The organism is Psychrobacillus sp. FSL W7-1457, from assembly GCF_038593405.1.
Classification (GTDB): domain Bacteria; phylum Bacillota; class Bacilli; order Bacillales_A; family Planococcaceae; genus Psychrobacillus.
Window position 1 is genome coordinate 3,924,331 of record NZ_CP151993.1, and the last position, 21,892, is coordinate 3,946,222.

Genomic DNA, 21,892 nt, shown 5'->3' on the forward strand with positions numbered 1-21,892 from the left:
ATAAAAAGCCGCCAAGTTTTCATTGGCGGCTTTCATTTTACTTATAATTATCTCCAAACACTTGAAATAACGTTTGTTTGTGTACGATCCGGTCCTACAGAGAAAATAGAGATAGGAACTCCTGTTAATTGAGATATGCGTTCTAAGTAATGTCTTGCAGTGTCCGGTAATTCATCGAGAGATTTACACTGAGTGATATCCTCACTCCAACCTGGTAATTCCTCATAAACTGGCTTACATTCGGCAAGCATACGCAGGTTTGCTGGATATTCTGTGATAAGCTCTCCTTTATATTCGTATGCTGTACAAATTTTAACCGTTTTTAATCCAGTTAAAACATCAATTGAATTCACTGTTAAATCCGTTAATCCACTTACTCTTTGCGCATGGCGGATTACCACTGTATCAAACCATCCTATACGACGTGGTCTACCTGTTGTAGTCCCATACTCTTTTCCTACTTCTCTGATTTGATTCCCTACTTCGTCAAAGAGTTCAGTAGGAAATGGTCCATCTCCCACACGTGAAGTGTATGCTTTACATACTCCTACCACATGCGATATTTTTGTTGGACCTACTCCTGCTCCAATCGTTACTCCACCAGCTACCGGGTTAGAAGAAGTGACAAAAGGATACGTTCCTTGGTCAATATCCAACATTACTCCTTGAGCTCCTTCAAAAAGTACGCGTCTGCCCTCGTCTAATGCATCATTAAGTACTTTAGAGGTATCCGTTACATACTGTTCAATTTCTTGGCCGTAACTGTAGAATTCTTCTAAAATTTCTTCTACTGTAAATCCTTCTGTTTCATAAAACTTCTCAAACATACGATTTTTTTCTTCTAGGTTATGCTCTAATTTTTCTTTAAACACTTCATAATCTAAAAGATCTGCTACACGTATACCTACACGAGCAGCCTTGTCCATATAGGCAGGACCAATTCCTTTACCTGTCGTTCCAATTTTTCTTGCTCCTCGGCGAGCTTCCTCTACTTCATCTTGCTTTATATGATAAGGAAGAATTACGTGGGCACGATTAGAAATACGTAAGTTTTCAGTCGTTACACCGCGATCATGCAGCCCTTTAAGTTCTTTTACTAATGCTCGTGGGTCAACAACCATGCCATTCCCAATAACTGAAATCTTGTCCTTATAGAAAATACCGGAAGGAATGAGATGTAGCTTATAGGTCTCTCCTCCGAAAATAATTGTATGTCCTGCATTATTACCACCTTGGTAACGTGCAATTACTTCTGAGTGTTCTGATAAAAAGTCAGTAATTTTACCTTTTCCTTCGTCTCCCCATTGGGTCCCTACTACAACTACTGATGGCATTGCCAACACCTCCGTCAGACATTTCGTCCTGATTAAAAATCAGTGTAATTGTACCAATCATTTTTACCATAGTCAACCAACTTAAGTAAAAAACACGAACGAATTGATGTTTAAATAATCAATTCGTTCGTGTTTTTATGCTGGAGGAGCTTGATGTTGACTCCAATCAATATTCACAAATTTATTAAATTCTTTTACAAATGCTAGAGTCACTGTACCAGTCGGACCGTTACGTTGCTTAGCGATAATAATCTCAATCATGTTCTGATTTTCTGTTTCCTTATCGTAGTAATCTTCTCGATACAGAAAGGAAACAATATCGGCATCTTGCTCAATAGAACCAGACTCACGTAAATCAGACATCATTGGTCTCTTATCTTGACGTTGCTCAACACCACGGGAAAGCTGCGAAAGAGCAATAACAGGAACCTTCAATTCACGGGCTAGCCCCTTTAATGAACGAGAAATCTCAGATACCTCTTGTTGACGGTTTGCCTGACTTCCACCGCTCCCTTGAATTAACTGTAAATAATCAATTAGAATCATGCCTAAGCCTGACTCCTGCTTTAATCGTCTACATTTTGCTCTTATTTCATTTACCCGGATACCCGGTGTATCATCTATATAGATTCCTGCATTTGATAAACTACCCATAGCCATCGTCAGCTTGCGCCAGTCTTCTGTAGTCAGCGCACCTGTTCTTAACACTTGAGCGTCAATATTACCCTCAGCACAGAGCATACGCATAACCAACTGTTCTGCACCCATCTCTAGACTAAAGATAGCGACGTTTTCATCTGTTTTAGTTGCTACGTTTTGTGCTACGTTCAAAGCAAAGGCTGTTTTACCTACCGAAGGACGGGCAGCAACAATAATAAGGTCATTACGCTGAAATCCTGCTGTTATACGATCTAAATCCCGGAAACCAGTAGGAATACCGGTAACGTCACCTTTTCTTGTGTGTAGCTTCTCGATATTGTCATACGTCTCTACTAACACATCTTTAATATGTTTGAAGTCGCCTGCATTTTTACGATTGGCAACTTCCATCATTTTTCTTTCTGCTTCGGAAAGGAGAGCTTCTACCTCATCTTCGCGAGTAAAGCCATCCTCTACAATTGTCGTAGCCACGCGAATAAGACGACGGAGTATAGATTTTTCCTCTACTATTTTAGCGTAATGTCCGATGTTAGCTGCGGTAGGCACTGCATTTGCTATTTCACTAATATAGGAGATACCACCGACATCTTCTAATTCCTTCTTAGAAGAAAGTTCTTCTGTGACTGTTACAACATCAATTGCTTTTCCCTGATCACTCAGACGAAGCATTGTCTGAAATATTTTTTGATGAGCTACCCGATAGAAATCCTCAGGCATGACAATCTCTGCGGCTGTTATTAATGCTTGTGGTTCTAAAAATATGGCTCCAAGAACAGATTGCTCTGCTTCTTGATTATGCGGCGGTACACGGTCCAATAATGGATCGCTCATAGAATTCTCTCCTTACGCTTCTTCAGATACGTGTACCTTCAAAGTAGCTACTACCTCTTGATGTAGTTTTACTGGTACATTTGTGTATCCTAGAGCACGAATTGCATCATCTAGTTCCATTTTACGTTTATCTATTTTAATTCCGTTAGTTTTCTCTAGTTGTGCGGCAATTTGTTTCGTTGTCACTGATCCAAATAGTCGACCATCATTCCCTGATTTTGCTTTTAGTTCAACAGTTAGTTGCTCTAAAGTTTCTTTTAATTTTTTTGCTTCTGCTAGTTCTTCAGCAGCTTCTTTTTCTGATTTTTTCTTTTGTCCTTCTAGAGCACTTATAGCAGCAGAATTTGCTTCTACTGCAAGTTTATTTTTAAGTAAATAGTTATGTGCATAACCATCTGCTACATTCTTAATTTCACCTTTTTTACCTTTACCTTTAACATCTTTTAAAAATACTACTTTCATTCTTCATTTCCTCCCTCAATTGTTTCTAATATAGCTTCATTTAATCGATTGATAGCTTCTGGAACAGTGATACCGGCTATCTGAGAGGCTGCATTTGTTAAATGGCCTCCACCGTCTAATTTTTCCATGATTACTTGAACATTTACTTCTCCTAGCGACCTAGCGCTTATTGCTACGGAAGAATCACTTCTTCTACCTACTACAAAGGAAGCAGAAACATTATTCATAGCGAGCAAAATATCTGCTGTTTGGGCGAGTAATACTTGACTATAAATCGTATTCTCATCACCGTAAGCTATTGCTATTCCATCCTTTAAAAAGTGAACATTTTGCACAATTTTTGAGCGTTCAATATACGTATCTAAATCCTCTTTTAGGAGGCGTTGTACTAATATGGTGTCTGCACCATGAGTTCTTAAATAAGAGGCTGCCTCGAACGTTCTAGCCCCTGTACGGAGCGTAAAACTTTTCGTATCGACTATTATACCTGCTAACATTGAAGTCGCCTCTAGCATGTTAATTTTCTCGTTTTTCGGCTGGTACTCTATAAGCTCTGTTACTAATTCTGATGTGGAGGAAGCATATGGCTCCATGTATACAAGCATCGTATTAGTGATAAACTCTTCTCCGCGACGATGATGGTCGATCACTACCACTTTCTCTGCTTTTTGTAATACCTTTTCATCTATAACCATACTTGGTTTGTGTGTATCCACTATTACTAGTAGTGTTTTCTCTGTCATTTTGTTAATCGCTTCTTCAGCACTAATGAATCGATTATATAGCTCTGGTTTTTCCTTAATTTCCTCCATTAAGCGCAGGACACTCTTGTCTAGCTCATTGAAATCAATTACAACATAACCATTTATCTTGTTCATTTCTGCCATTTTCCTTACACCAACTGCTGCACCGATGGCATCCATATCTGGGAACTTATGTCCCATCACGATTACTTGGTCACTATCCTGAATGAGGTCCTTCAATGCATGGGAGATGACTCTGGCTCTCACGCGCGTCCGCTTTTCTACTGGATTTGTTTTGCCTCCATAGAATTTTACCTTTCCACTAGGATGTTTGATGGCTACTTGATCTCCACCACGTCCTAAAACTAAATCTAAGCTGGATTGTGCAAGTGCTCCTAATTCTACTAGAGAAGTAGAACCTGCCCCTACTCCTACACTTAAAGTTAAAGAAAAGCCAAATTTAGAGGTGGTTTCTCTAATATCATCTAAAATGGAGAACTTACTTTTCTCTAGCTCCATTAATATGGATTCATTAAAAACAGCTAAAAAACGATCTGAGGATATTCTTTTAACGTATATACCATACTTGGCACCCCAATTATTTACACACGAGGTAACAAGGCTGTTTAACTGTCCTCTGGTTTGGTCATCCATTCCCTGTGATATCTCATCATAGTTGTCGATGAATAATACACCGATAACTGTACGATCACCATAATAGAGGGATTCCATTTCTATTTGCTCTGTAATATCAAAGAAGTATAGAAGTTTTTCCTCTGCTTTATAAAATACCTTATAATTATGATCGTCTAAAGAGATCACCATTTCCTTAGAATCATCTTGCTTTAGTAGCTGCTGAAAATCAGAGGATATGGAAAGCAACTCTTCCCCTATAATTGTGTCGAAGGGTAGTTGCTGTGTCATATACGGATTGGCCCATTCCACCACATGCTGATCGTTGATGAGAATAATCCCAATAGGCATTTCAAGCAAGGCTTCTTCTCCTACCTTCTTCATCCTGTAGGAAAGTGTCTCTATATGCCTTTCTGTTTCTTCATAAACACGTTGCTCGATAATCCATGCATATATGAATACGCCAATAACTAATAGCGCAAATAATAATCCAACTAACAGGTTGTCAGATAGAAGCAAATAGGATGCCACTCCACCTAAGAACATAAATAATATTAGTGGATATCGTAATGGTCGTTTTCTAAAAAAAGACGCCACTGAATCAGCTCCTTATTTCTTGTATCTGTCTTTTAAATATGCTCGCAAATTAAATCCTAAATCTAACACCCCTAGGATAATAGTAAACGTATAGAGCGGAATTGCTAAGAAGGTTGCTAAAATAGCACTCCATTTTGGCCAACCCTGAATATGAAAATAATATTGAATTAGGGATACACCTTGTAAGAATAATAATGCCCTTAAAATGAATGTAGCATTTATGATAAGCATATAGCTAAAGGTACCTACCTCAAATGTTGTAACTAAGGATATAATAGCTACAACTAAATAATACCACAACACCGCTTTAGGTAATTTAAAATACATGTATTTAGGAAATTTTGGAACTGGTACTTTTAATTTCTTTAAAATAGGTAAGTTAACAGCAATATAGATAAATGCTGTTATAAACATAAGAAAAATAAAGTAAGTTGGCGTTAAAGCTTCTAGGACAATTAAAAACTGCCTAACCATCTCATCATAGGTTTCTGGTTTTTGATTAGCTGATTCCAGTAAATTACCGACTTGTTCATAGGATATTTTAATGCCCTCTAAAAATTGCTCTATTAGGTTAATATTTAATACTAAGATAGAAACGATATACTGAGCAGCTGTCATGAGTAGTACAAATATTCCTGTGGCCATTAGCATATACAGCTTTGTCTGCTTTCTACGTAAAGAATCTCCTATTAGAAAACCAACTGGACCTACTATTAAACCAAGTGTAACACCTACTATACCTCCAATAATAAAAGTTATAATAACTGCTACAACTGTAACAAGTAAAGACTCTTTTCTTCCAAACTTGGCACTATACCAAGCTAAAGGTAAAGGCGCTATTAGGGACGTGATAATTGTTAGAATTGGAACATACACGGACATTGCTATCAAAATAGCAAATAGTGCAATCATTAAAGATCCAAACGTTAAAAAGCTTGACTGATTCTTTTGCATGATCGACCTTCCTTTTTTATAATCATCTATCCATTGTAACAGATTTTGCTATACAACTAAAATTACATGTTACCACACTGATTAGGTGAAATGTACTATGGAAGGTTTTAGTAAATGATTCTTGTATAGTTTATATTATTCGAGTCAACCTCATAATTCCTTTTTATTTAGTATACGACCAAGCAAGGAAAAATAAAGACTTCTATATGCTTTGCAGTGAACAAATACAATCAAATTTTTCTCCACATTGTTTATTTCACACGAGTTAATCGAAAAACCAATATTATGCTAACGAGATCTTGTAATAGCTATTATGGTCTAGCTGATTCTTTCAGATAGTAAGTTCTGTTGATCCTATTTGAACCATAGGAATATGACCCGCTAATGAGCTACATACTATAAAAGTTAAGTTATTACCGTTCTCTACATAATAAAGACAACAAAAAAAAGACCGGTTTCCCGGTCTTTCATATATACTTATCTCTCTTCAGAAGAGAATGGTAGTAAAGCCATAATACGAGATACTTTGATAGCTCGTGTTAACTTGCGTTGGTACTTCGCGCTAGTTCCTGTCACACGACGTGGAAGAATTTTCCCACGTTCTGACACGAATTTTTTCAACAAATCTACATCTTTATAATCGATGTGTGTGATGTTGTTAGCAGTGAAGTAACAAACTTTACGGCGTCTTTTGCCTCCGCGACGTGGTGCCATAATAGGTTGCCTCCTTTTCGATTAAAGTAAAACGTGCGAGAAAATTTTAGAATGGTAAGTCGTCATCCGATACTTCTATCGGACCGCTACTATTTCCAAATGGATCTTCATCTACACGCGTATAGTTTTGCTGATTCATTGGTTGGTTTTGCTGATATGTTGGATTAGAATTCTGTTGTCCGCCACCATATGATTGTCCACCTTGGCTACGTTCACCAGAGCCTCCACGTGGTTCTAAGAACTGAACGCTGTCTGCGACAACATCCGTCGTATATACACGCTTACCATCTTGTCCTTCATAACTACCCGTTTGAATTCTGCCTTCTACACCTGCTAAACTTCCTTTTTTCAAGAAATTGGCTGTGTTTTCTGCTTGTTTTCTCCAAACGACACAGTTGATAAAATCAGCTTCTCTTTCACCTTGTTGATTAGAGAATGTACGATTTACAGCAAGTGTAAATCTAGCCATTGCTACTCCACTCGGTGTATATCGAAGTTCCGGATCTTTTGTTAGTCTTCCAACTAATACGACACGGTTAATCATCAGTTAATAACCTCCCTCGTTCAGCATTCATCGTCGATTGTTATTATTTATCGTCCATACGAACAGCAATGTGACGGATAATGTCTTCATTGATGTTAGCTAAACGAATGTATTCATCGATTGCTTGAGAATCAGCGTTTACTTTAACGATTTGGTAGAAACCTTCACGTAAGTCATTGATTTCGTACGCTAAGCGGCGTTTACCCCACTCTTTAGCTTCGATGATCTCAGCACCATTTGAAGTTAAGATTTCGTTGAAACGCTCAACTAGAGCTTTTTTCGCATCTTCTTCGATTGCTGGTTGGATAATGTACATTAATTCGTACTTTCTCATCTATTTACACCTCCCTATGGTCTTTGGTCGAACTGTGGTCAGCCGACAAGGAGCAAGTAATGCTATTACTCACATCGGTTTATTGTATCATACACTTTTACTTATATCAAGGTTTGATTGTCTTATTTCAAATATTTGTCTATAATCGTGTAAAGGGGGAATGAGGATGGAAAAAAATGAGTCGATTCTTTCTACTATCGAAATTGATATAAAGAAGGTAGCTTGGCATAGCCTATGGATGACTATTCTATTTTCTATATTAGGTCTAGTTTTATATGGTTTTATTTATACAGAATATGAAATAAACATTACTCTTTTAGGTCTTTTATTAACATTCCTTGGTTTTATACTTTTAATAGTCTTACATGAAGCATTCCATCTGCTTGGCTTTTGGTTGTTCGGTAAGGTCCCGTGGAACAAAATGGACTATGGTGTGAATCTTAAATTAGGAGTTGCTTATGCAACTACCTCCCTCCCCATTTCCAATCGATCGATGAAAAAGGCATTACTGCTCCCATTTTGGATGACGGGAATATTACCTGTTATCATAGGTTACATGATTGAATCTCCCATATTAGTCTTACTAGGTGCCTGGCTTATTGCTGGTGCAGCTGGAGACTTTGCTATGTATAAAGAATTAAGAAAAATTCCTAACGATAGTTTAATAAAAGACGATCCTACTCTTCCAATATTATATGTAATATCAAAAGACCGGTCTGCATAATGCAAACCGGTCTTTTGATATTAAACGTTAAAACGGAACAGCATAACGTCCCCGTCTTGTACAATATATTCTTTACCTTCTAAACGTACCTTACCTGCTTCTTTAGCAGCAGACATTGAACCTGCTGAAACTAAATCGTCGTAAGCAACCGTCTCAGCACGGATAAATCCTTTTTCAAAGTCGGAGTGAATGACACCCGCACATTGAGGAGCCTTCATACCCTTACGGAATGTCCAAGCACGAACTTCTTGCACGCCCGCTGTAAAGTAAGTAGCTAGTCCAAGTAAGGAATATGATGCTTTGATAAGCTGATCTAAACCAGATTCTTGAATACCTAGCTCCTCCAAGAACATTTTTTTCTCATCGTCCTCTAGAGCAGCCATCTCTTCTTCGATTTTGGCACATACAACTATAACCTGCGCGCCTTCTTCTGCAGCAAATGCACGCACTTTTTGAACGTACTCATTATCTTCTGATTCCATAATGTCATCCTCAGATACATTTGCTACATAAAGCATTGGCTTGATCGTTAATAAGTGAAGTCCTTTTACAACACGAAGCTCTTCTTCTGTAAAATCTACAGAGCGACCAGATTTACCTTCTTCAAATGCTTCTTTTAAACGAGTCAATATAGGCTCTTCTACCATTGCTTCTTTATCTTTTTGTTTAGCCATCTTAGCAACTCTAGCTAAACGTTTATCTACGCTTTCCAAATCCGCTAAAATTAGCTCCAAATTAATAACTTCTATATCAGAAATTGGATCTACCTTCCCTGATACATGCGTTATATTGTCATCCTGGAAGCATCGTACAACCTGACAAATTGCATCTACCTCACGAATATGAGCAAGAAACTTATTGCCGAGTCCTTCGCCTTTACTTGCTCCTGCTACTATTCCAGCAATATCAGTAAACTCAAATGCAGTTGGCACTGTTTTCTTTGGTACTACTAATTCTGTCAGTTTATCTAAACGAGCATCCGGTACTTCAACAATCCCTACGTTAGGATCTATTGTTGCAAATGGATAGTTTGCAGCTAAAGCCCCTGCTTTTGTTATTGCATTAAATAACGTGGATTTACCTACATTTGGTAATCCAACAATTCCTGCTGTTAATGCCATATATGTCACAACCCTTCAATTTTCTTACTTAACGTATTCCCTTTAACCTGTCTATTATATTGATTTTGACAGTAAAAGTCTATCTTTACTCTGTCTCAGCTTGTACAAGCACTTTTTTCATTTTCTTCTCGAATTCTATACGTGGAATCATAACACTATGCTGACATCCCTCACATTTAATCCGTATATCTGCCCCTATGCGTATTATTTTCCAACGATTTGTTCCACAAGGATGTTGCTTCTTCATCTCTACAATATCATTTAGCTGAAATTTTTTTCTTTCCATTTACTCTCACCTACTCATTATTTTTCGCATTACGTACGACGATTGGATACGGAATATCCACGCCAGATTGCTCTAAAAATTCTTTTAGATCTCTTCTAATTCTTCTAGCAATGTCATCCTGCATCATAGGGATAGTCTCTACTCCAATTCTAAGCACCAAATCATCTGAGGATATCTCTTGTACCCCTAAAATTTCAGGAACCTTAACTAACTCCTTATACTTCAAAATTAAACTTTCTAAAAAGCCTTCTAACATTTTCTCTACCGCTTCTATATCGGATTCATAGGATACCTTTATATCTATGGTAACAATAGTATTGAATACAGAATAATTAACAACATTAGATATCGTGCCATTCGGAATAATAAACAGTTCCCCCACATAGCTTCGCACTTTCGTTGTACGCAAACCTATTTCTTCTACTACACCTCTGAACGTTCCAATCTGCACTTCATCTCCAACTGCAAACTGATCCTCAAATACTATAAAGAAACCTGTGATAACATCTTTAACTAGACTCTGTGCACCGAACCCTATCGCTAAGCCTATAACACCAGCACCTGCAATCAACCCTCTTACGTCAATATTAAATGTAGATAAAATGGATAGAACTGCTATGAAGTAAACAGCATACGTTAAAACGTTTTCTAATAACTTGATGAGAGTATTATGTCTTCTTTCCGAATATCTTAACGGACTCTTTAATCTGACAGCGAAAACTCTTCTTATAATTGATTTACCTACCTTTATAACAATAGCTGTTAAAAGAAAAATAAAGATAATTTTGATACATACTAAACCTAAGTTTATCCAATTATCTTCATTCAGTATGTAAGCTTCAATTCCTTTATATGTCTCCCCCATTGTATCCCACCTCACTGAATAAATATTTTCTATCATGCATATACTAACTTTAAAAAAGAAAGCGAGTTTATATATGAATAAAATTAATGTTGCTCCTCAAGCTTCCACTATCTATTATAAAGAAACAGGAGTTATTTGGCGATTAAGCAACCACTTTTTAGAATATATACCTTTTAATCATCAAAACCTTGTTTTTTGTTGTATAGGGACAGACCGTTCAACTGGGGATGCCTTAGGTCCAATGACTGGGTCATTTTTAACACAGCTTAACTCTTTTCCTTTTGAAATCATTGGAACATTGGATAGCCCACTCCATGCGTTGAATTTAGAAGAGACTACTAATACGCTCTACAGTTCTTCTGAAAAGCCATTTGTTGTAGCCATTGATGCCTGCTTAGGGAATGCTAATAACATTGGAGAAATTATTATTCATCCAGGCCCTCTTTTTCCTGGAAAAGCTGTAAAAAAAGATTTACCACCTATTGGTGAAATTTCAATTAAAGCTATTGTTAATATTGGTGGCTATATGGAATATAATGTATTGCAAAGTACTCGATTAAACCTTACTTTTGAAATGGGAAAGGTCATTTCTCGATCTCTACTTCTTGCATGGCATAGATATAATTTAAAAAATAAAAGCCACTACAATACCTACAAATAATAAAGATGGTAATAGATTTGCTACTCTAATTTTAGTTAATCCTATTAAATTCATTCCTATACCAATAATCATAATTCCTCCAGCGGCTGTCATTTCCTGTAGAAACAAATCAAGTGCAGCTTCTGGTACTAATCTTGTAATTTGTGTAGCAAGCAATGCTATTGTTCCTTGGTAGATTGCAACCGGAAAAGCTGAAAAAACAACACCTATTCCTAACGTTGCGGAGAGAATAATAGCAGTAAAGCCGTCGATGATTCCCTTGCTGATTAACAATTCGTGATCATTTTGAAGACCGCTATTTAAAGCTCCTAATATACCCATTGCGCCTATTACAAATATAAGTGTGCTTGTAACAAATCCTTGGGCAATACTATCTGTTTGTTTTTTTGAACCAAACTTTTTTTCAATAGTCTGCCCTAACCTGTTAATCCATTTATCTATATCTAACCACTCACCTACTACCGCACCAAGCACGATGCAAATAATGATAATAACAAAATTACTACTTTCTAATCCCATTTGTATACCCATTACCATTACTACTATTCCTATAGCATACATTACCGTTTGTTTCATATTTTCAGGGATGTCCTTTAAAAGTCGTCCGATTAATGTCCCTGCTATGATCAGTATTGCATTGACCAATGTACCAAATAACACCATATCCTATCCTCTTCTCCTAAAAATATAACCTATCTCTAGGTTGTCCTAGAAATAGGTCATGTCTAATCCTCTAATAATTTTAAAATTCTTTCCAAGTCATCCTTCGAGTAAAACTCTATCTCGATTTTCCCTTTTTCTTTTTCATTGTTTTTAGTTATTTTTACAGCTGTCCCAAAGAGTTCTCTTAATTCCGATTCTTTTTCTAAAGTAAAAATATCTTTATCTATTTTTTTTGTTTCACGTGGAACATTTTCATTTAAACGTTGAACCAAGGCTTCTAACTGCCTTACATTTAGATTTTCTTTAATTGTTTTTTGCATAATGAGAGGGATAGATTTTTTCTTCTTTAAACCTAATAATGCCTTCCCATGTCCCATGGATAATTTCCCTTCAGAGACAGCATTTCTTACAACATCAGGGAGTGTAAGTAAGCGAATATGGTTTGCTATATGAGGTCTACTTTTTCCCAGTCTGAACGCTAACTGCTCTTGGGTAAGACCAAGAGTCTCCATCAGATTTTGGTAAGCCTCTGCTTCTTCAATCGGCGTTAAATCTTCTCTTTGTAGATTTTCTAAGATAGCAAGTTCCATCATTTGTTGATCATTTAACTCTCGTACTACTGCAGGAATTGCATCTAAATGAGCCTTTTTAGAGGCTCTAAATCTACGCTCTCCTACCACTATCTCAAACTTAGAACCTTTTTTTCGAACGATGATCGGTTGTAGTACTCCGTGCTCTTTTATAGATTCAGATAACTCTTGTAATGCCTCATCGTCAAATATTTTCCTTGGTTGATAAGGATTAGGTTTAATATCAACAATACTAATCTGTTCTACTTTTTCTTCTGGCATTGTATCTTCTCCAGGAAAAAGAGCATTAATCCCCTTTCCAAGTCCTTTAGCCATGACGAATCACTTCCTTCGCAAGTTCTAAATATACTTCCGCTCCTCGAGATTTTGGATCATAAATAATTATAGGCTCTCCGTGACTAGGTGCTTCACTTAAACGAACATTCCTGGGAATAATAGATTTATATACTTTGTCTTGGAAATATTTTTTAACTTCTTCTATTACTTGAATGCCAAGATTTGTTCTGGCATCAAACATTGTTAATAACACCCCGTCAATTGCCAACGTTTTGTTTAAGTGCTTTTGCACCAATCTAATCGTACTCAGTAACTGACTTAACCCTTCCAAAGCATAAAATTCACATTGAACTGGGATTATAATGGCATCAGCAGCAGTAAGAGAATTGATAGTTAAGAGACCAAGTGAAGGAGGACAATCTATAATAATATACTCATAATCAGCTTGCACTTCCTGCAATGCTTTTTTAAGTCGCACTTCTCTTGAAATGGTAGATACTAGTTCAATTTCTGCACCAGCTAAAGAAATGGTTGCAGGAACTATATGTAAATTTTCCACTTTCGTTTCTAAAATTGTCTCTTTTACACTAACATCATCTATTAACACATCATAAATACATTGATTCACATCGCCTTTGTTGACACCAACGCCACTAGAAGCATTTCCCTGGGGATCAATATCTACCAGTAAAACCTTCTTTCCTAAGTATGCAAGACAGGCACTTAAGTTAACGGATGTAGTAGTTTTACCTACACCACCTTTTTGGTTGGCTATTGCAATAATTCTTCCCACTCTTGCACCTACTTTCATCAAAATAAAAAACCACTCTCTTCCATTCTATCAAATTTTACAGAAAAATGAATGTTATTATTGTTACAAAAGAAAAACTCTCACAAAATAGTGAGAGTTTCATATATTTTATATATTATAATATCTATTTATGATTTCTTTTTAGGAATTCTTACTGTTATTTGATAAAAATCTTCGGTGTCTTCTTCTTCGGTTTTTAAATTGATTCCGCTTTTAGTAACCATACTAAGAGATTGCTTGATCGTATTTAAAGCAATTCGTACATCTTTACTAATCGCTTTTCTTTTAGGTTTTGGAGCTTTTTCCTCTTTTACAGGAGGATTTACTATATCATTAACTTTTTCTTCGAGTTGTTTTACATTCCAATGATTATCAATGGATTCAACCATAAGCTTGATTTGTATTTCTTCATCCTTTATTTGCATAAGAGATCTTGCATGACGTTCCGACAATCTCTTATCCATAATTGCTTGTTGAATTTCTTCTGGTAGTTTCAGCAAACGTAGCTTATTAGCTACAGTCGATTGGCCCTTACCTAATCTTTGAGCGAGCGCTTCCTGAGTTAACTCATGCAGCTTAAGTAGTTTTTGATAGGCTACTGCCTCTTCAATGGCAGTCAGCTCTTCTCGTTGAAGATTTTCTATCAATGCAATCGATGCTGTTTCCTTATCACTTAAGTTACGAACTATAGCAGGTACTTCTGTCCACTTAAGCTTTGTCATCGCCCTGAAGCGACGTTCCCCTGCTATTATTTCATACTTATCGTCATCCATTTTACGAATGACGATAGGTTGAATTACACCGTGTGTATGAATAGTTCTAGCAAGTTCTTCTATTTTTGCATCATCAAAAACGGTCCTAGGCTGGTACCTATTAGGAACTATTTTTTCTATGGCTACTTGTACTACTTCTTCATTATTAGTCTGAGTAGCCTCAACGACTGGATCTTGTCCTTGCTTATCAGAACCTCCGAAAAATCGTGAGAAAGGACTTTTCATCTAACTAGCACCACCTTTTAGATACTCTTTACTTATGTTCACGACACAGAAAATAATATAATAATGTTTCACGTGGAACGTTCCTCATTAAATAATAGGTGTTTTGTTTGGTATACCTGGCTTTCGAGGGTATCTTTTCGGTGTGCTTTTAATTTTAGAAAAGACATATAACGTTCTCTCACTATTTTCTATCGGTAATAGAAAAGAATACTCCGCACTTTTTTCAGAGCCTAATACCTCAATAGCTTTTTGTGCATCTTTTAATTCATCTAATGCACTTGCTGCTTTCATAGCTATAAACTTCCCACCGACTTTCACAAGTGGAATACATAGCTCTGACAGTACAGAGAGTCTTGCTACTGCTCGTGCAGTAACAAGATCAAACTGTTCTCTATATTCTTTATTTTGTCCAAATTCCTCAGCACGCGCATGAACAAAATTAACATTTTTTAAATTTAGCTCCTTGCTTAAATGAGTCAAAAATTGAATTCTTTTATTTAAAGAATCAACTATTGTTACATTAAGGTTTGGAAAACAAATTTTTAATGGAATACTTGGAAACCCTGCCCCTGCTCCTACATCACAAACAGAAAGGGAACCATTAAAATCCTCATAGAAAGAAGCACTGATAGAATCTAAGAAATGTTTTAAGTAAACAGATGGTTCATCTGTGATGGCAGTTAAATTCATTTTCTCGTTCCATTCCACAAGTAACTCATAATATTTTCTGAATTGCTCTAATTGGAAATCTGTTAGTTCAATTCCTTTTTCATAGAGGGCATTTTTAAATTGTTCTTCGTTCATTTTGTTCTCCTCATTGTCTTAGACTAACCAGTGATTTTAGCTATCTTACCTTGTTCAATATATATTAGAAGGATAGAAATATCTGCTGGGTTTACTCCTGAAATACGAGATGCTTGTGCAATAGATAATGGTCTTACTTGCATTAGTTTTTGTTTTGCTTCTGTTGCAAGTCCGGAGATTGCATTGTAATCAATTTGATCAGGGATCTTTTTGTTTTCCATTTTTTTCAACTTATCAACTTGTTGTAGAGATTTATCTATATAGCCTTCATACTTAACTTGAATCTCAATTTGTTCTTTTTCTTCTTCACTTAACTGAACTTCTCCCGGAACTAGTTGGGCTACTAAGTCGTAGTTCATTTCTGTTCTTTTAAGAAGATCTGAAGCACGAATTCCATCTTTTAACTCGCTACCGCCTGCATTACGAACAACTTCTTGAGTCTCCTCATTCGGTTTGATAATAATGGAGCGTAGGCGACGAAGCTCATCTTCTATTCTTTTCTTTTTCTCTAAAAACTTATTATACCGTTCTTCTGGCACTAAGCCAATATTATATCCAATTTCTAACAATCTTAAATCGGCATTATCATGACGAAGCAGTAAACGATATTCAGCTCTTGAAGTAAGCAAGCGATATGGCTCGTTAGTTCCTTTTGTAACTAGATCATCAATTAAGACACCAATATACGCATCTGATCGGCTCAACACTTTTTCTTCTTTATTTAATACTCTAAGAGCAGCGTTTATTCCTGCCATTAGACCTTGAGCTGCAGCTTCTTCATAACCAGAAGTTCCGTTTATTTGTCCAGCAGTATATAAATTTTTAACTTTTTTTGTTTCTAACGTTGGCCATAGCTGTGTTGGAACCATTGCATCATATTCAATCGCATAGCCTGCTCGCATCATTTCCGCATTTTCTAATCCTGGGATAGAAGCTAACAGTTTACGTTGTACGTGCTCTGGAAGACTCGTTGATAACCCCTGTACATAAACTTCTCTTGTGTTACGACCCTCTGGCTCTAAGAAGATTTGATGACGTGGCTTATCATTAAATCTAACAATTTTATCTTCAATAGACGGACAGTATCTTGGACCCGTTCCTTTTATCATACCAGAATACATTGGCGATAAATGTAAATTATCATTGATAATTTGGTGTGTTTCAGAACTTGTATATGTTAACCAGCAAGGTAATTGATCCATAATAAATTCTGTTGTTTCGAAACTAAATGCTCGAGGAACATCGTCGCCTGGCTGAATTTCTGTTTTACTATAGTCCACCGTTTTACTGTTTACACGAGGTGGAGTACCTGTCTTAAATCTAACTAGGTCGAATCCTAAATTGCGGATACTATCAGCTAGCTTAATGGATGGTTGTTGGTTATTGGGACCACTAGAATATTTAAGGTCTCCTATAATAATCTCACCACGTAAAAATGTACCTGTAGTAATAACTACTGTTTCTGCTCGATAAACTGCCCCTACTTGGGTTACTAAGCCAACAATTTTATCATCTTCAACTAATAGTTCTTCTACTACTGCTTGATGAACTGTAAGGTTTGCTTGTTCCTCTATAAGACGTTTCATTTCATTTTGGTATAGAACCTTATCAGCTTGTGCTCGAAGTGCACGTACTGCTGGTCCTTTTCCTGTATTCAACATTCTCATTTGAATGTGAGTTTTATCTATAACTTTACCCATGGCTCCACCTAAGGCGTCAATTTCACGCACTACGATTCCTTTTGCAGGGCCTCCGATGGACGGATTACATGGCATAAATGCAATCATATCTAGATTGATTGTTAAAACAAGCGTTTTAGCGCCCATTTTAGCAGAGGCTAATGCGGCTTCAACACCCGCATGCCCTGCTCCTACAACAATCACATCGAACTTGCCTGCTTCAAAGTTTGGCATGTTCGTAACTTCCTCTCGTTTTTTATTTTCCTAAACAGAATTGAGCAAATAACTGGTCAATCAGGCTTTCTTCGACTGTATCTCCAATTATTTCTCCTAATATTTCCCACGTTCTAGTAACATCTATTTGAATCATATCGACTGGCACGTGATTATGTGCTGCTTCGATGGCATCAGTAATTGTAGATTTAGCAAGATTTAATAAAGCGATATGACGGGCATTAGAGACATAGGTAATGTCTGACACTTCAATGTTTCCTTCAAAGAACAAGGACGCTATAGAGTCTTCCAGCTCGTCAATTCCCTCTTCTTTTAATAAGGAAGTAGAAACAATTCTCTTATCAGTAGCAAGACGTTGTACCTCATCGTAATCTAACTTGGTTGGAAGATCCGTTTTGTTAACGATAACGATATAATCCATTCCTTTAATAGTCTCGAATAACCTTCTATCTTCTTCAGCTAGCTCTTCTGAATTATTCAACACAAGTAAAATTAAATCTGCCTCTTTTAGAACTTGGCGTGATTTCTCTACTCCAATACGTTCGACTATATCTTCTGTTTCACGGATTCCAGCAGTGTCTACTAATTTTAAAGGGACACCACGTACATTTACATATTCTTCTATAATATCCCTCGTAGTTCCTGCTATCTCCGTAACAATTGCTTTGTTTTCTTGAATTAAGCTATTTAAAAGTGATGATTTCCCTACATTTGGTCTTCCGACAATTGCTGTCGACAGCCCTTCGCGAAGAATTTTACCTTGAGATGAAGTAATTAAAAGCTTTTCAATTTCTTCTTTTACCCAAGTTCCTTTTTCAATCATCATAGGTAACGTCATCTCTTCAACGTCATCATACTCTGGATAATCAATATTTACCTCTACCTGAGCTAAAGTTTCAAGGAGTGCTTGCCTTAAGGTTTTGATGAGACGTGATAAACGTCCATCCATTTGACCTAAAGCTACATTCATTGCTTTATCAGTTTTGGCTCTTATTAAATCCATTACCGCTTCAGCCTGCGACAAGTCTATTCTTCCATTTAAAAAAGCACGTTTTGTAAACTCACCAGGTTCTGCAAGCCGTGCACCATTTATAAGTATTAACTGAAGAACTCTATTTACTGTGACTAGTCCTCCATGACAATTTATCTCTACTACGTCTTCTCTCGTAAAAGTTTTCGGACCTTTCATAAGAGACAACATAACTTCCTCTACTACTTCATTCGTCTTTGGATCCACGAGATGTCCATAATGAATAGTATGAGAAGATTGTTCACTAAGATTTTTTCCATTTGGAGACTGAAAAACTTTATTGGCAATTGAAATTGCCTCTGCTCCACTAAGCCTTACAATGGCAATGGCTCCTTCTCCTAATGGAGTGGAAATTGCAGCTATTGTATCAAATTCCAAAAGTGTACACCTCCTTGCACTTCCAGTTATCCACATGTGAATAACTAAAAAGAACATGACTATCTAACATATAACAATAACATATTTTGTCCTAAATCAGAAGTATAGATACTTTTTATTATGTGAACAAAAAAAGAATCCTACTGATGGCTTATCGCTCATCTTCGGAAATCTTCTTAAGCGGATTAATAACAGAAGAAAACGGATTCCAGCTTATTTTCAAGCTAAAATCCGTTTTACTTATTTTATTGATTCGATCACTAAATATCTATTTGGTTCATTACCGACTGAGTAAGTTTCAATGTCTACTCTTAGGGATAAAGCATTGTGAATAATCTTTCTCTCAGAAGAAGACATTGGTTCTAATTCTATCGGTTGACCAGTACGCACTGCTTTGTCAGCCATTCTTTCTGCTAACTGTTCTAATGCTTCTTGTCTTCTTTCACGGTAGTTACCAACGTCCAACCTAATAAGGATAAAGGAATTTGAAAATTTGTTTGCAACTAATTGAGATAGGTTTTCCAGTGCATTTAATGTTTGGCCTCTTTTTCCTATTAATAAGGCAGCCTTTTCACTGTTTAAATGAAGATAAATGTACTTACCCTCTCTTGTTTCACTAATTACTAAATCGTCAATATCCAATTCCTTAGCGATTGTTTCAAGATATAGTTTTGTTTCAGCTATCGCTTGATCATTATTTGGTGCTTCAGTGACTTCTATAGTTTCTTTTACTTCTTCTAATGTAGAGGTATTATCTAAAATCGGCTGTTCGATTACTTCCTCTACTATTTTTTCTTCCAAGACCTGATCGACTGGGTCGTCCTTTTTTAAAACAGTTACTTCAACAACTGCAGGCTTAGATAAAAATCCAAAAAAGCCTTTTTTCCCTTCTTCCACTACGGTAATTGACACATCTTCTCTCGATACTTCAAGTTTTTTAAGTGCAACGTTTATAGCTTCCTCTTTTGTAGGTGCAGTCTGTGTAATCTGCTTCATTTTTTGGCCCCTCCCGTTTTTGCTTTAACAGGTACTTGTTTTTCTCTTTTCCAAGGTTTATAAATGAATAAGTTTTGAATGATAGATATAATATTTCCGATTACCCAATACAATGTTAATGCAGCAGGTAATACAATACCAAATCCCATGATCATGAACGGCATGATATACATCATGATTTTCATTTGAGGGTTGTCCATTGCTGGGCCAGTTCTCAATACGATTAATTGCATGATTCCGGCTAAGACAGCAAGGATAATACTTGGCTCTGCCAATGCAAAACCTAAGAAATCACCAAGATTGATCTCAGGTGTATTATTCATACGACTAATTGCATGATAGAAACCGATTAGTATTGGCATCTGAATAAAAATAGGAAGACATCCAGCTGCTGGATTAATATTTCTATCTTTATATAAAGCCATCATTTCTTGTTGGAATTTTTGCTGTGTTACAGCATCCTTGGAGCTATATTTTTCTTTTAGCTTTAACATCTCTGGTTGTACTTCTTGCATTGCCTTAGAGTTTTTAGTTTGTTTAATCATTAACGGTAAAATTACTAAACGAATAATAATCGTTACTGCAATGATCCCTAGACCATATGTCCCTAATAGCTCTTGGAAAAATGTAATAGCGGAAACTAATGGCCAAACAATGTATTCATTCCAAAAACCTTCGGAAGTATTATAAATTGGTTCATTGAATTCCGTACATCCAGCTAGTAAAGCTGTCATTACTATTAATAATAATAGTAAAGGTAATTTTCTCTTCAACCTTCTTCCCCCTATTAAAATACATTCATCTTTCATCTATCCTTATCTTAACATCTCATCCAAAAGACTTCACTAGCTTTTCTTCTTTAAAACTTTGGCTACTTTCAAAACATGCTCTAAGTTCTTTTTTGTCTCATGAAAGTCAAGCTTGGCCGCCGAATTTCTGGCGATAATAATATAATCTTTGTTTCCTGCCACTGAATCATTCAACTCTAAAAAGGATTGACGAATGTATCTTTTAATACGATTACGAACTACTGCATTGCCAACTTTCTTACTTACAGATAATCCTATTCGAAAATAATCGTATTCATTCTCCATTGTATAAACTACAAACTGTCTGTTGGCGAATGATTTCCCTTTTTTAAAGATCTTTTGAAATTCAGCATTCTTTTTTATGCGTTGTTTCTTATTCATCTAGTCACCTGCTCCAACTAATCGGTTTGAAAGAAAAAAAAGACCACTGAATTGGTCAGTGGACTTATAATTATGCTGATAATACTTTTCTTCCTTTAGCACGACGGGCTGCTATTACGCGGCGACCGTTTTTTGTACTCATACGTGCGCGGAAACCGTGATTTTTTGCTCTTTTACGGCTATTTGGTTGGAATGTACGTTTCATCTATATGACACCTCCTGAGTGATCATCTTAAAATGTTCCTTAGACAGTCTCCGATATTATATAAAAACTACACTGTATTTGTCAATCTTTATTTAAGTCCATGTCTTGCTGCTTCTCTTTTCTACTTGCCCATTCTTATCCACATACTAAGATATCTTTTCCCACTTACCTGTGAATAACAATTTTCGACAAAAAAATATCCACATAGCTTATGAACATGTTTTTAACATATCCCTTTGCTGTGGACAACCTTAACTGTTAATTAATTTAATATTGTGGATAACCTTAAAGTATCTTGTAATTGCAACGTTTTTTTGATACGATATCTGTGTTTTACTTTTTCAAACGAAATATGTTATTTTTTATTATCCACAGTTGTTAGTAATCTGTGGATAATATTTTCCCCATACGTTTATAAAGTTTATCCACAGGACGTGGATTTGTGTATATAACTATAATTTATACATATAAAATATAAAGCAGAATGATTATTCTCTTTTTGTAAAACCGTCTTATTACTAAAAGGTAGGAAAAACGGATTTCCTATCAATCTTATAGAAAAGGAGATTATGTTA

Annotated in this window: 24 protein-coding genes; 2 read left to right on the top strand and 22 right to left on the bottom strand. The window is 36.3% G+C overall.

Translation table 11 applies throughout. From position 1 onward, the window contains the following. Positions 1-47: 47 nt before the first annotated feature. The 8 genes from NSQ95_RS19345 to rpsF form a co-directional block, all read right to left on the bottom strand. Positions 48-1,334 carry an adenylosuccinate synthase gene (locus tag NSQ95_RS19345; protein WP_169359810.1) on the bottom strand — a complete coding sequence of 429 codons (1,287 nt, stop codon included), beginning with the start codon at positions 1,332-1,334 and terminating at the stop codon, positions 48-50. A 135-nt stretch (positions 1,335-1,469) separates the two neighbouring features. Next, complete coding sequence (dnaB, locus tag NSQ95_RS19350) at positions 1,470-2,825, bottom strand: replicative DNA helicase (RefSeq protein ID WP_144540259.1); 1,356 nt, start codon at positions 2,823-2,825, stop codon at positions 1,470-1,472. Positions 2,826-2,837: 12 nt separating this feature from the next. Beyond that, positions 2,838-3,287, bottom strand: coding sequence for a 50S ribosomal protein L9 (rplI, locus tag NSQ95_RS19355; protein ID WP_169359811.1), 450 nt, complete (start codon positions 3,285-3,287; stop codon positions 2,838-2,840). Then, a complete protein-coding gene (locus NSQ95_RS19360) occupies positions 3,284-5,260 on the bottom strand; it encodes a DHH family phosphoesterase (RefSeq protein WP_340881216.1) in 1,977 nt (658 codons plus the stop codon). Before NSQ95_RS19360 ends, rplI begins: the two co-directional genes overlap by 4 nt. 12 nt (positions 5,261-5,272) lie before the next feature. After that, the gene (locus NSQ95_RS19365) at positions 5,273-6,214 is read right to left on the bottom strand and encodes a YybS family protein (RefSeq protein WP_340881215.1); all 942 of its coding nucleotides are present in this window, start codon (positions 6,212-6,214) and stop codon (positions 5,273-5,275) included. 477 nt (positions 6,215-6,691) lie between these two features. Next, positions 6,692-6,928, bottom strand: a complete 237-nt coding sequence (gene rpsR, locus NSQ95_RS19370) for a 30S ribosomal protein S18 (RefSeq protein WP_142540806.1) — start codon at positions 6,926-6,928, stop codon at positions 6,692-6,694. 46 nt (positions 6,929-6,974) lie between these two features. Then, positions 6,975-7,472 carry a single-stranded DNA-binding protein gene (ssb, locus tag NSQ95_RS19375; RefSeq protein WP_169359814.1) on the bottom strand — a complete coding sequence of 166 codons (498 nt, stop codon included), beginning with the start codon at positions 7,470-7,472 and terminating at the stop codon, positions 6,975-6,977. A gap of 43 nt (positions 7,473-7,515) precedes the next feature. Beyond that, complete coding sequence (gene rpsF / locus NSQ95_RS19380) at positions 7,516-7,806, bottom strand: 30S ribosomal protein S6 (RefSeq protein WP_169359815.1); 291 nt, start codon at positions 7,804-7,806, stop codon at positions 7,516-7,518. A 166-nt stretch (positions 7,807-7,972) separates the two neighbouring features. On the opposite strand from rpsF, the gene NSQ95_RS19385 reads away from it, so the two are divergent. Next, positions 7,973-8,530, top strand: coding sequence for a DUF3267 domain-containing protein (locus tag NSQ95_RS19385; RefSeq protein ID WP_340881213.1), 558 nt, complete (start codon positions 7,973-7,975; stop codon positions 8,528-8,530). A 20-nt stretch (positions 8,531-8,550) separates the two neighbouring features. Here NSQ95_RS19385 and ychF read toward each other — a convergent pair whose 3' ends face one another. The 3 genes from ychF to NSQ95_RS19400 form a co-directional block, all read right to left on the bottom strand. Next, positions 8,551-9,651, bottom strand: a complete 1,101-nt coding sequence (ychF, locus tag NSQ95_RS19390; RefSeq protein ID WP_340881211.1) for a redox-regulated ATPase YchF — start codon at positions 9,649-9,651, stop codon at positions 8,551-8,553. Between the two features lie 85 nt (positions 9,652-9,736). After that, the gene (locus NSQ95_RS19395; RefSeq protein WP_169359818.1) at positions 9,737-9,937 is read right to left on the bottom strand and encodes a DUF951 domain-containing protein; all 201 of its coding nucleotides are present in this window, start codon (positions 9,935-9,937) and stop codon (positions 9,737-9,739) included. Between the two features lie 10 nt (positions 9,938-9,947). After that, positions 9,948-10,802, bottom strand: a complete 855-nt coding sequence (locus NSQ95_RS19400; RefSeq protein WP_340881208.1) for a mechanosensitive ion channel family protein — start codon at positions 10,800-10,802, stop codon at positions 9,948-9,950. A 73-nt stretch (positions 10,803-10,875) separates the two neighbouring features. Between NSQ95_RS19400 and yyaC the strand changes: the two genes are divergently transcribed. Beyond that, the gene (gene yyaC / locus NSQ95_RS19405; protein WP_340881207.1) at positions 10,876-11,463 is read left to right on the top strand and encodes a spore protease YyaC; all 588 of its coding nucleotides are present in this window, start codon (positions 10,876-10,878) and stop codon (positions 11,461-11,463) included. Here the strand turns inward: yyaC and NSQ95_RS19410 are convergent. From NSQ95_RS19410 to rpmH, 11 genes are all read right to left on the bottom strand, one after another. Continuing rightward, positions 11,428-12,126, bottom strand: coding sequence for a DUF554 domain-containing protein (locus tag NSQ95_RS19410; RefSeq protein WP_340881205.1), 699 nt, complete (start codon positions 12,124-12,126; stop codon positions 11,428-11,430). The genes yyaC and NSQ95_RS19410 overlap by 36 nt on opposite strands. A 62-nt stretch (positions 12,127-12,188) precedes the next feature. Continuing rightward, a complete protein-coding gene (locus tag NSQ95_RS19415; RefSeq protein WP_340881204.1) occupies positions 12,189-13,031 on the bottom strand; it encodes a ParB/RepB/Spo0J family partition protein in 843 nt (280 codons plus the stop codon). Continuing rightward, entirely contained in the window at positions 13,024-13,785 is a 762-nt protein-coding gene (locus tag NSQ95_RS19420) for an AAA family ATPase (RefSeq protein ID WP_169359841.1), read from the bottom strand. The genes NSQ95_RS19415 and NSQ95_RS19420 overlap by 8 nt, the downstream gene beginning before the upstream one ends. 146 nt (positions 13,786-13,931) lie before the next feature. Further along, positions 13,932-14,801, bottom strand: coding sequence for a nucleoid occlusion protein (noc, locus tag NSQ95_RS19425; protein WP_251556724.1), 870 nt, complete (start codon positions 14,799-14,801; stop codon positions 13,932-13,934). Positions 14,802-14,888: 87 nt separating this feature from the next. Then, positions 14,889-15,605, bottom strand: a complete 717-nt coding sequence (rsmG, locus tag NSQ95_RS19430; RefSeq protein ID WP_169359824.1) for a 16S rRNA (guanine(527)-N(7))-methyltransferase RsmG — start codon at positions 15,603-15,605, stop codon at positions 14,889-14,891. 23 nt (positions 15,606-15,628) lie between these two features. Beyond that, positions 15,629-17,518, bottom strand: a complete 1,890-nt coding sequence (gene mnmG, locus NSQ95_RS19435; protein ID WP_169359825.1) for a tRNA uridine-5-carboxymethylaminomethyl(34) synthesis enzyme MnmG — start codon at positions 17,516-17,518, stop codon at positions 15,629-15,631. Between the two features lie 22 nt (positions 17,519-17,540). Further along, the gene (gene mnmE / locus NSQ95_RS19440; RefSeq protein WP_169359826.1) at positions 17,541-18,926 is read right to left on the bottom strand and encodes a tRNA uridine-5-carboxymethylaminomethyl(34) synthesis GTPase MnmE; all 1,386 of its coding nucleotides are present in this window, start codon (positions 18,924-18,926) and stop codon (positions 17,541-17,543) included. A gap of 240 nt (positions 18,927-19,166) precedes the next feature. Continuing rightward, on the bottom strand, positions 19,167-19,922 hold the full coding sequence (jag, locus tag NSQ95_RS19445; protein WP_340881199.1) for an RNA-binding cell elongation regulator Jag/EloR: 756 nt from the start codon (positions 19,920-19,922) through the stop codon (positions 19,167-19,169). Further along, a complete protein-coding gene (yidC, locus tag NSQ95_RS19450; protein ID WP_169359828.1) occupies positions 19,919-20,695 on the bottom strand; it encodes a membrane protein insertase YidC in 777 nt (258 codons plus the stop codon). Before yidC ends, jag begins: the two co-directional genes overlap by 4 nt. 72 nt (positions 20,696-20,767) lie before the next feature. After that, on the bottom strand, positions 20,768-21,112 hold the full coding sequence (rnpA, locus tag NSQ95_RS19455) for a ribonuclease P protein component (protein ID WP_169359829.1): 345 nt from the start codon (positions 21,110-21,112) through the stop codon (positions 20,768-20,770). Positions 21,113-21,182: 70 nt separating this feature from the next. Beyond that, on the bottom strand, positions 21,183-21,317 hold the full coding sequence (rpmH, locus tag NSQ95_RS19460) for a 50S ribosomal protein L34 (RefSeq protein WP_144540295.1): 135 nt from the start codon (positions 21,315-21,317) through the stop codon (positions 21,183-21,185). Positions 21,318-21,892 lie beyond the last annotated feature (575 nt).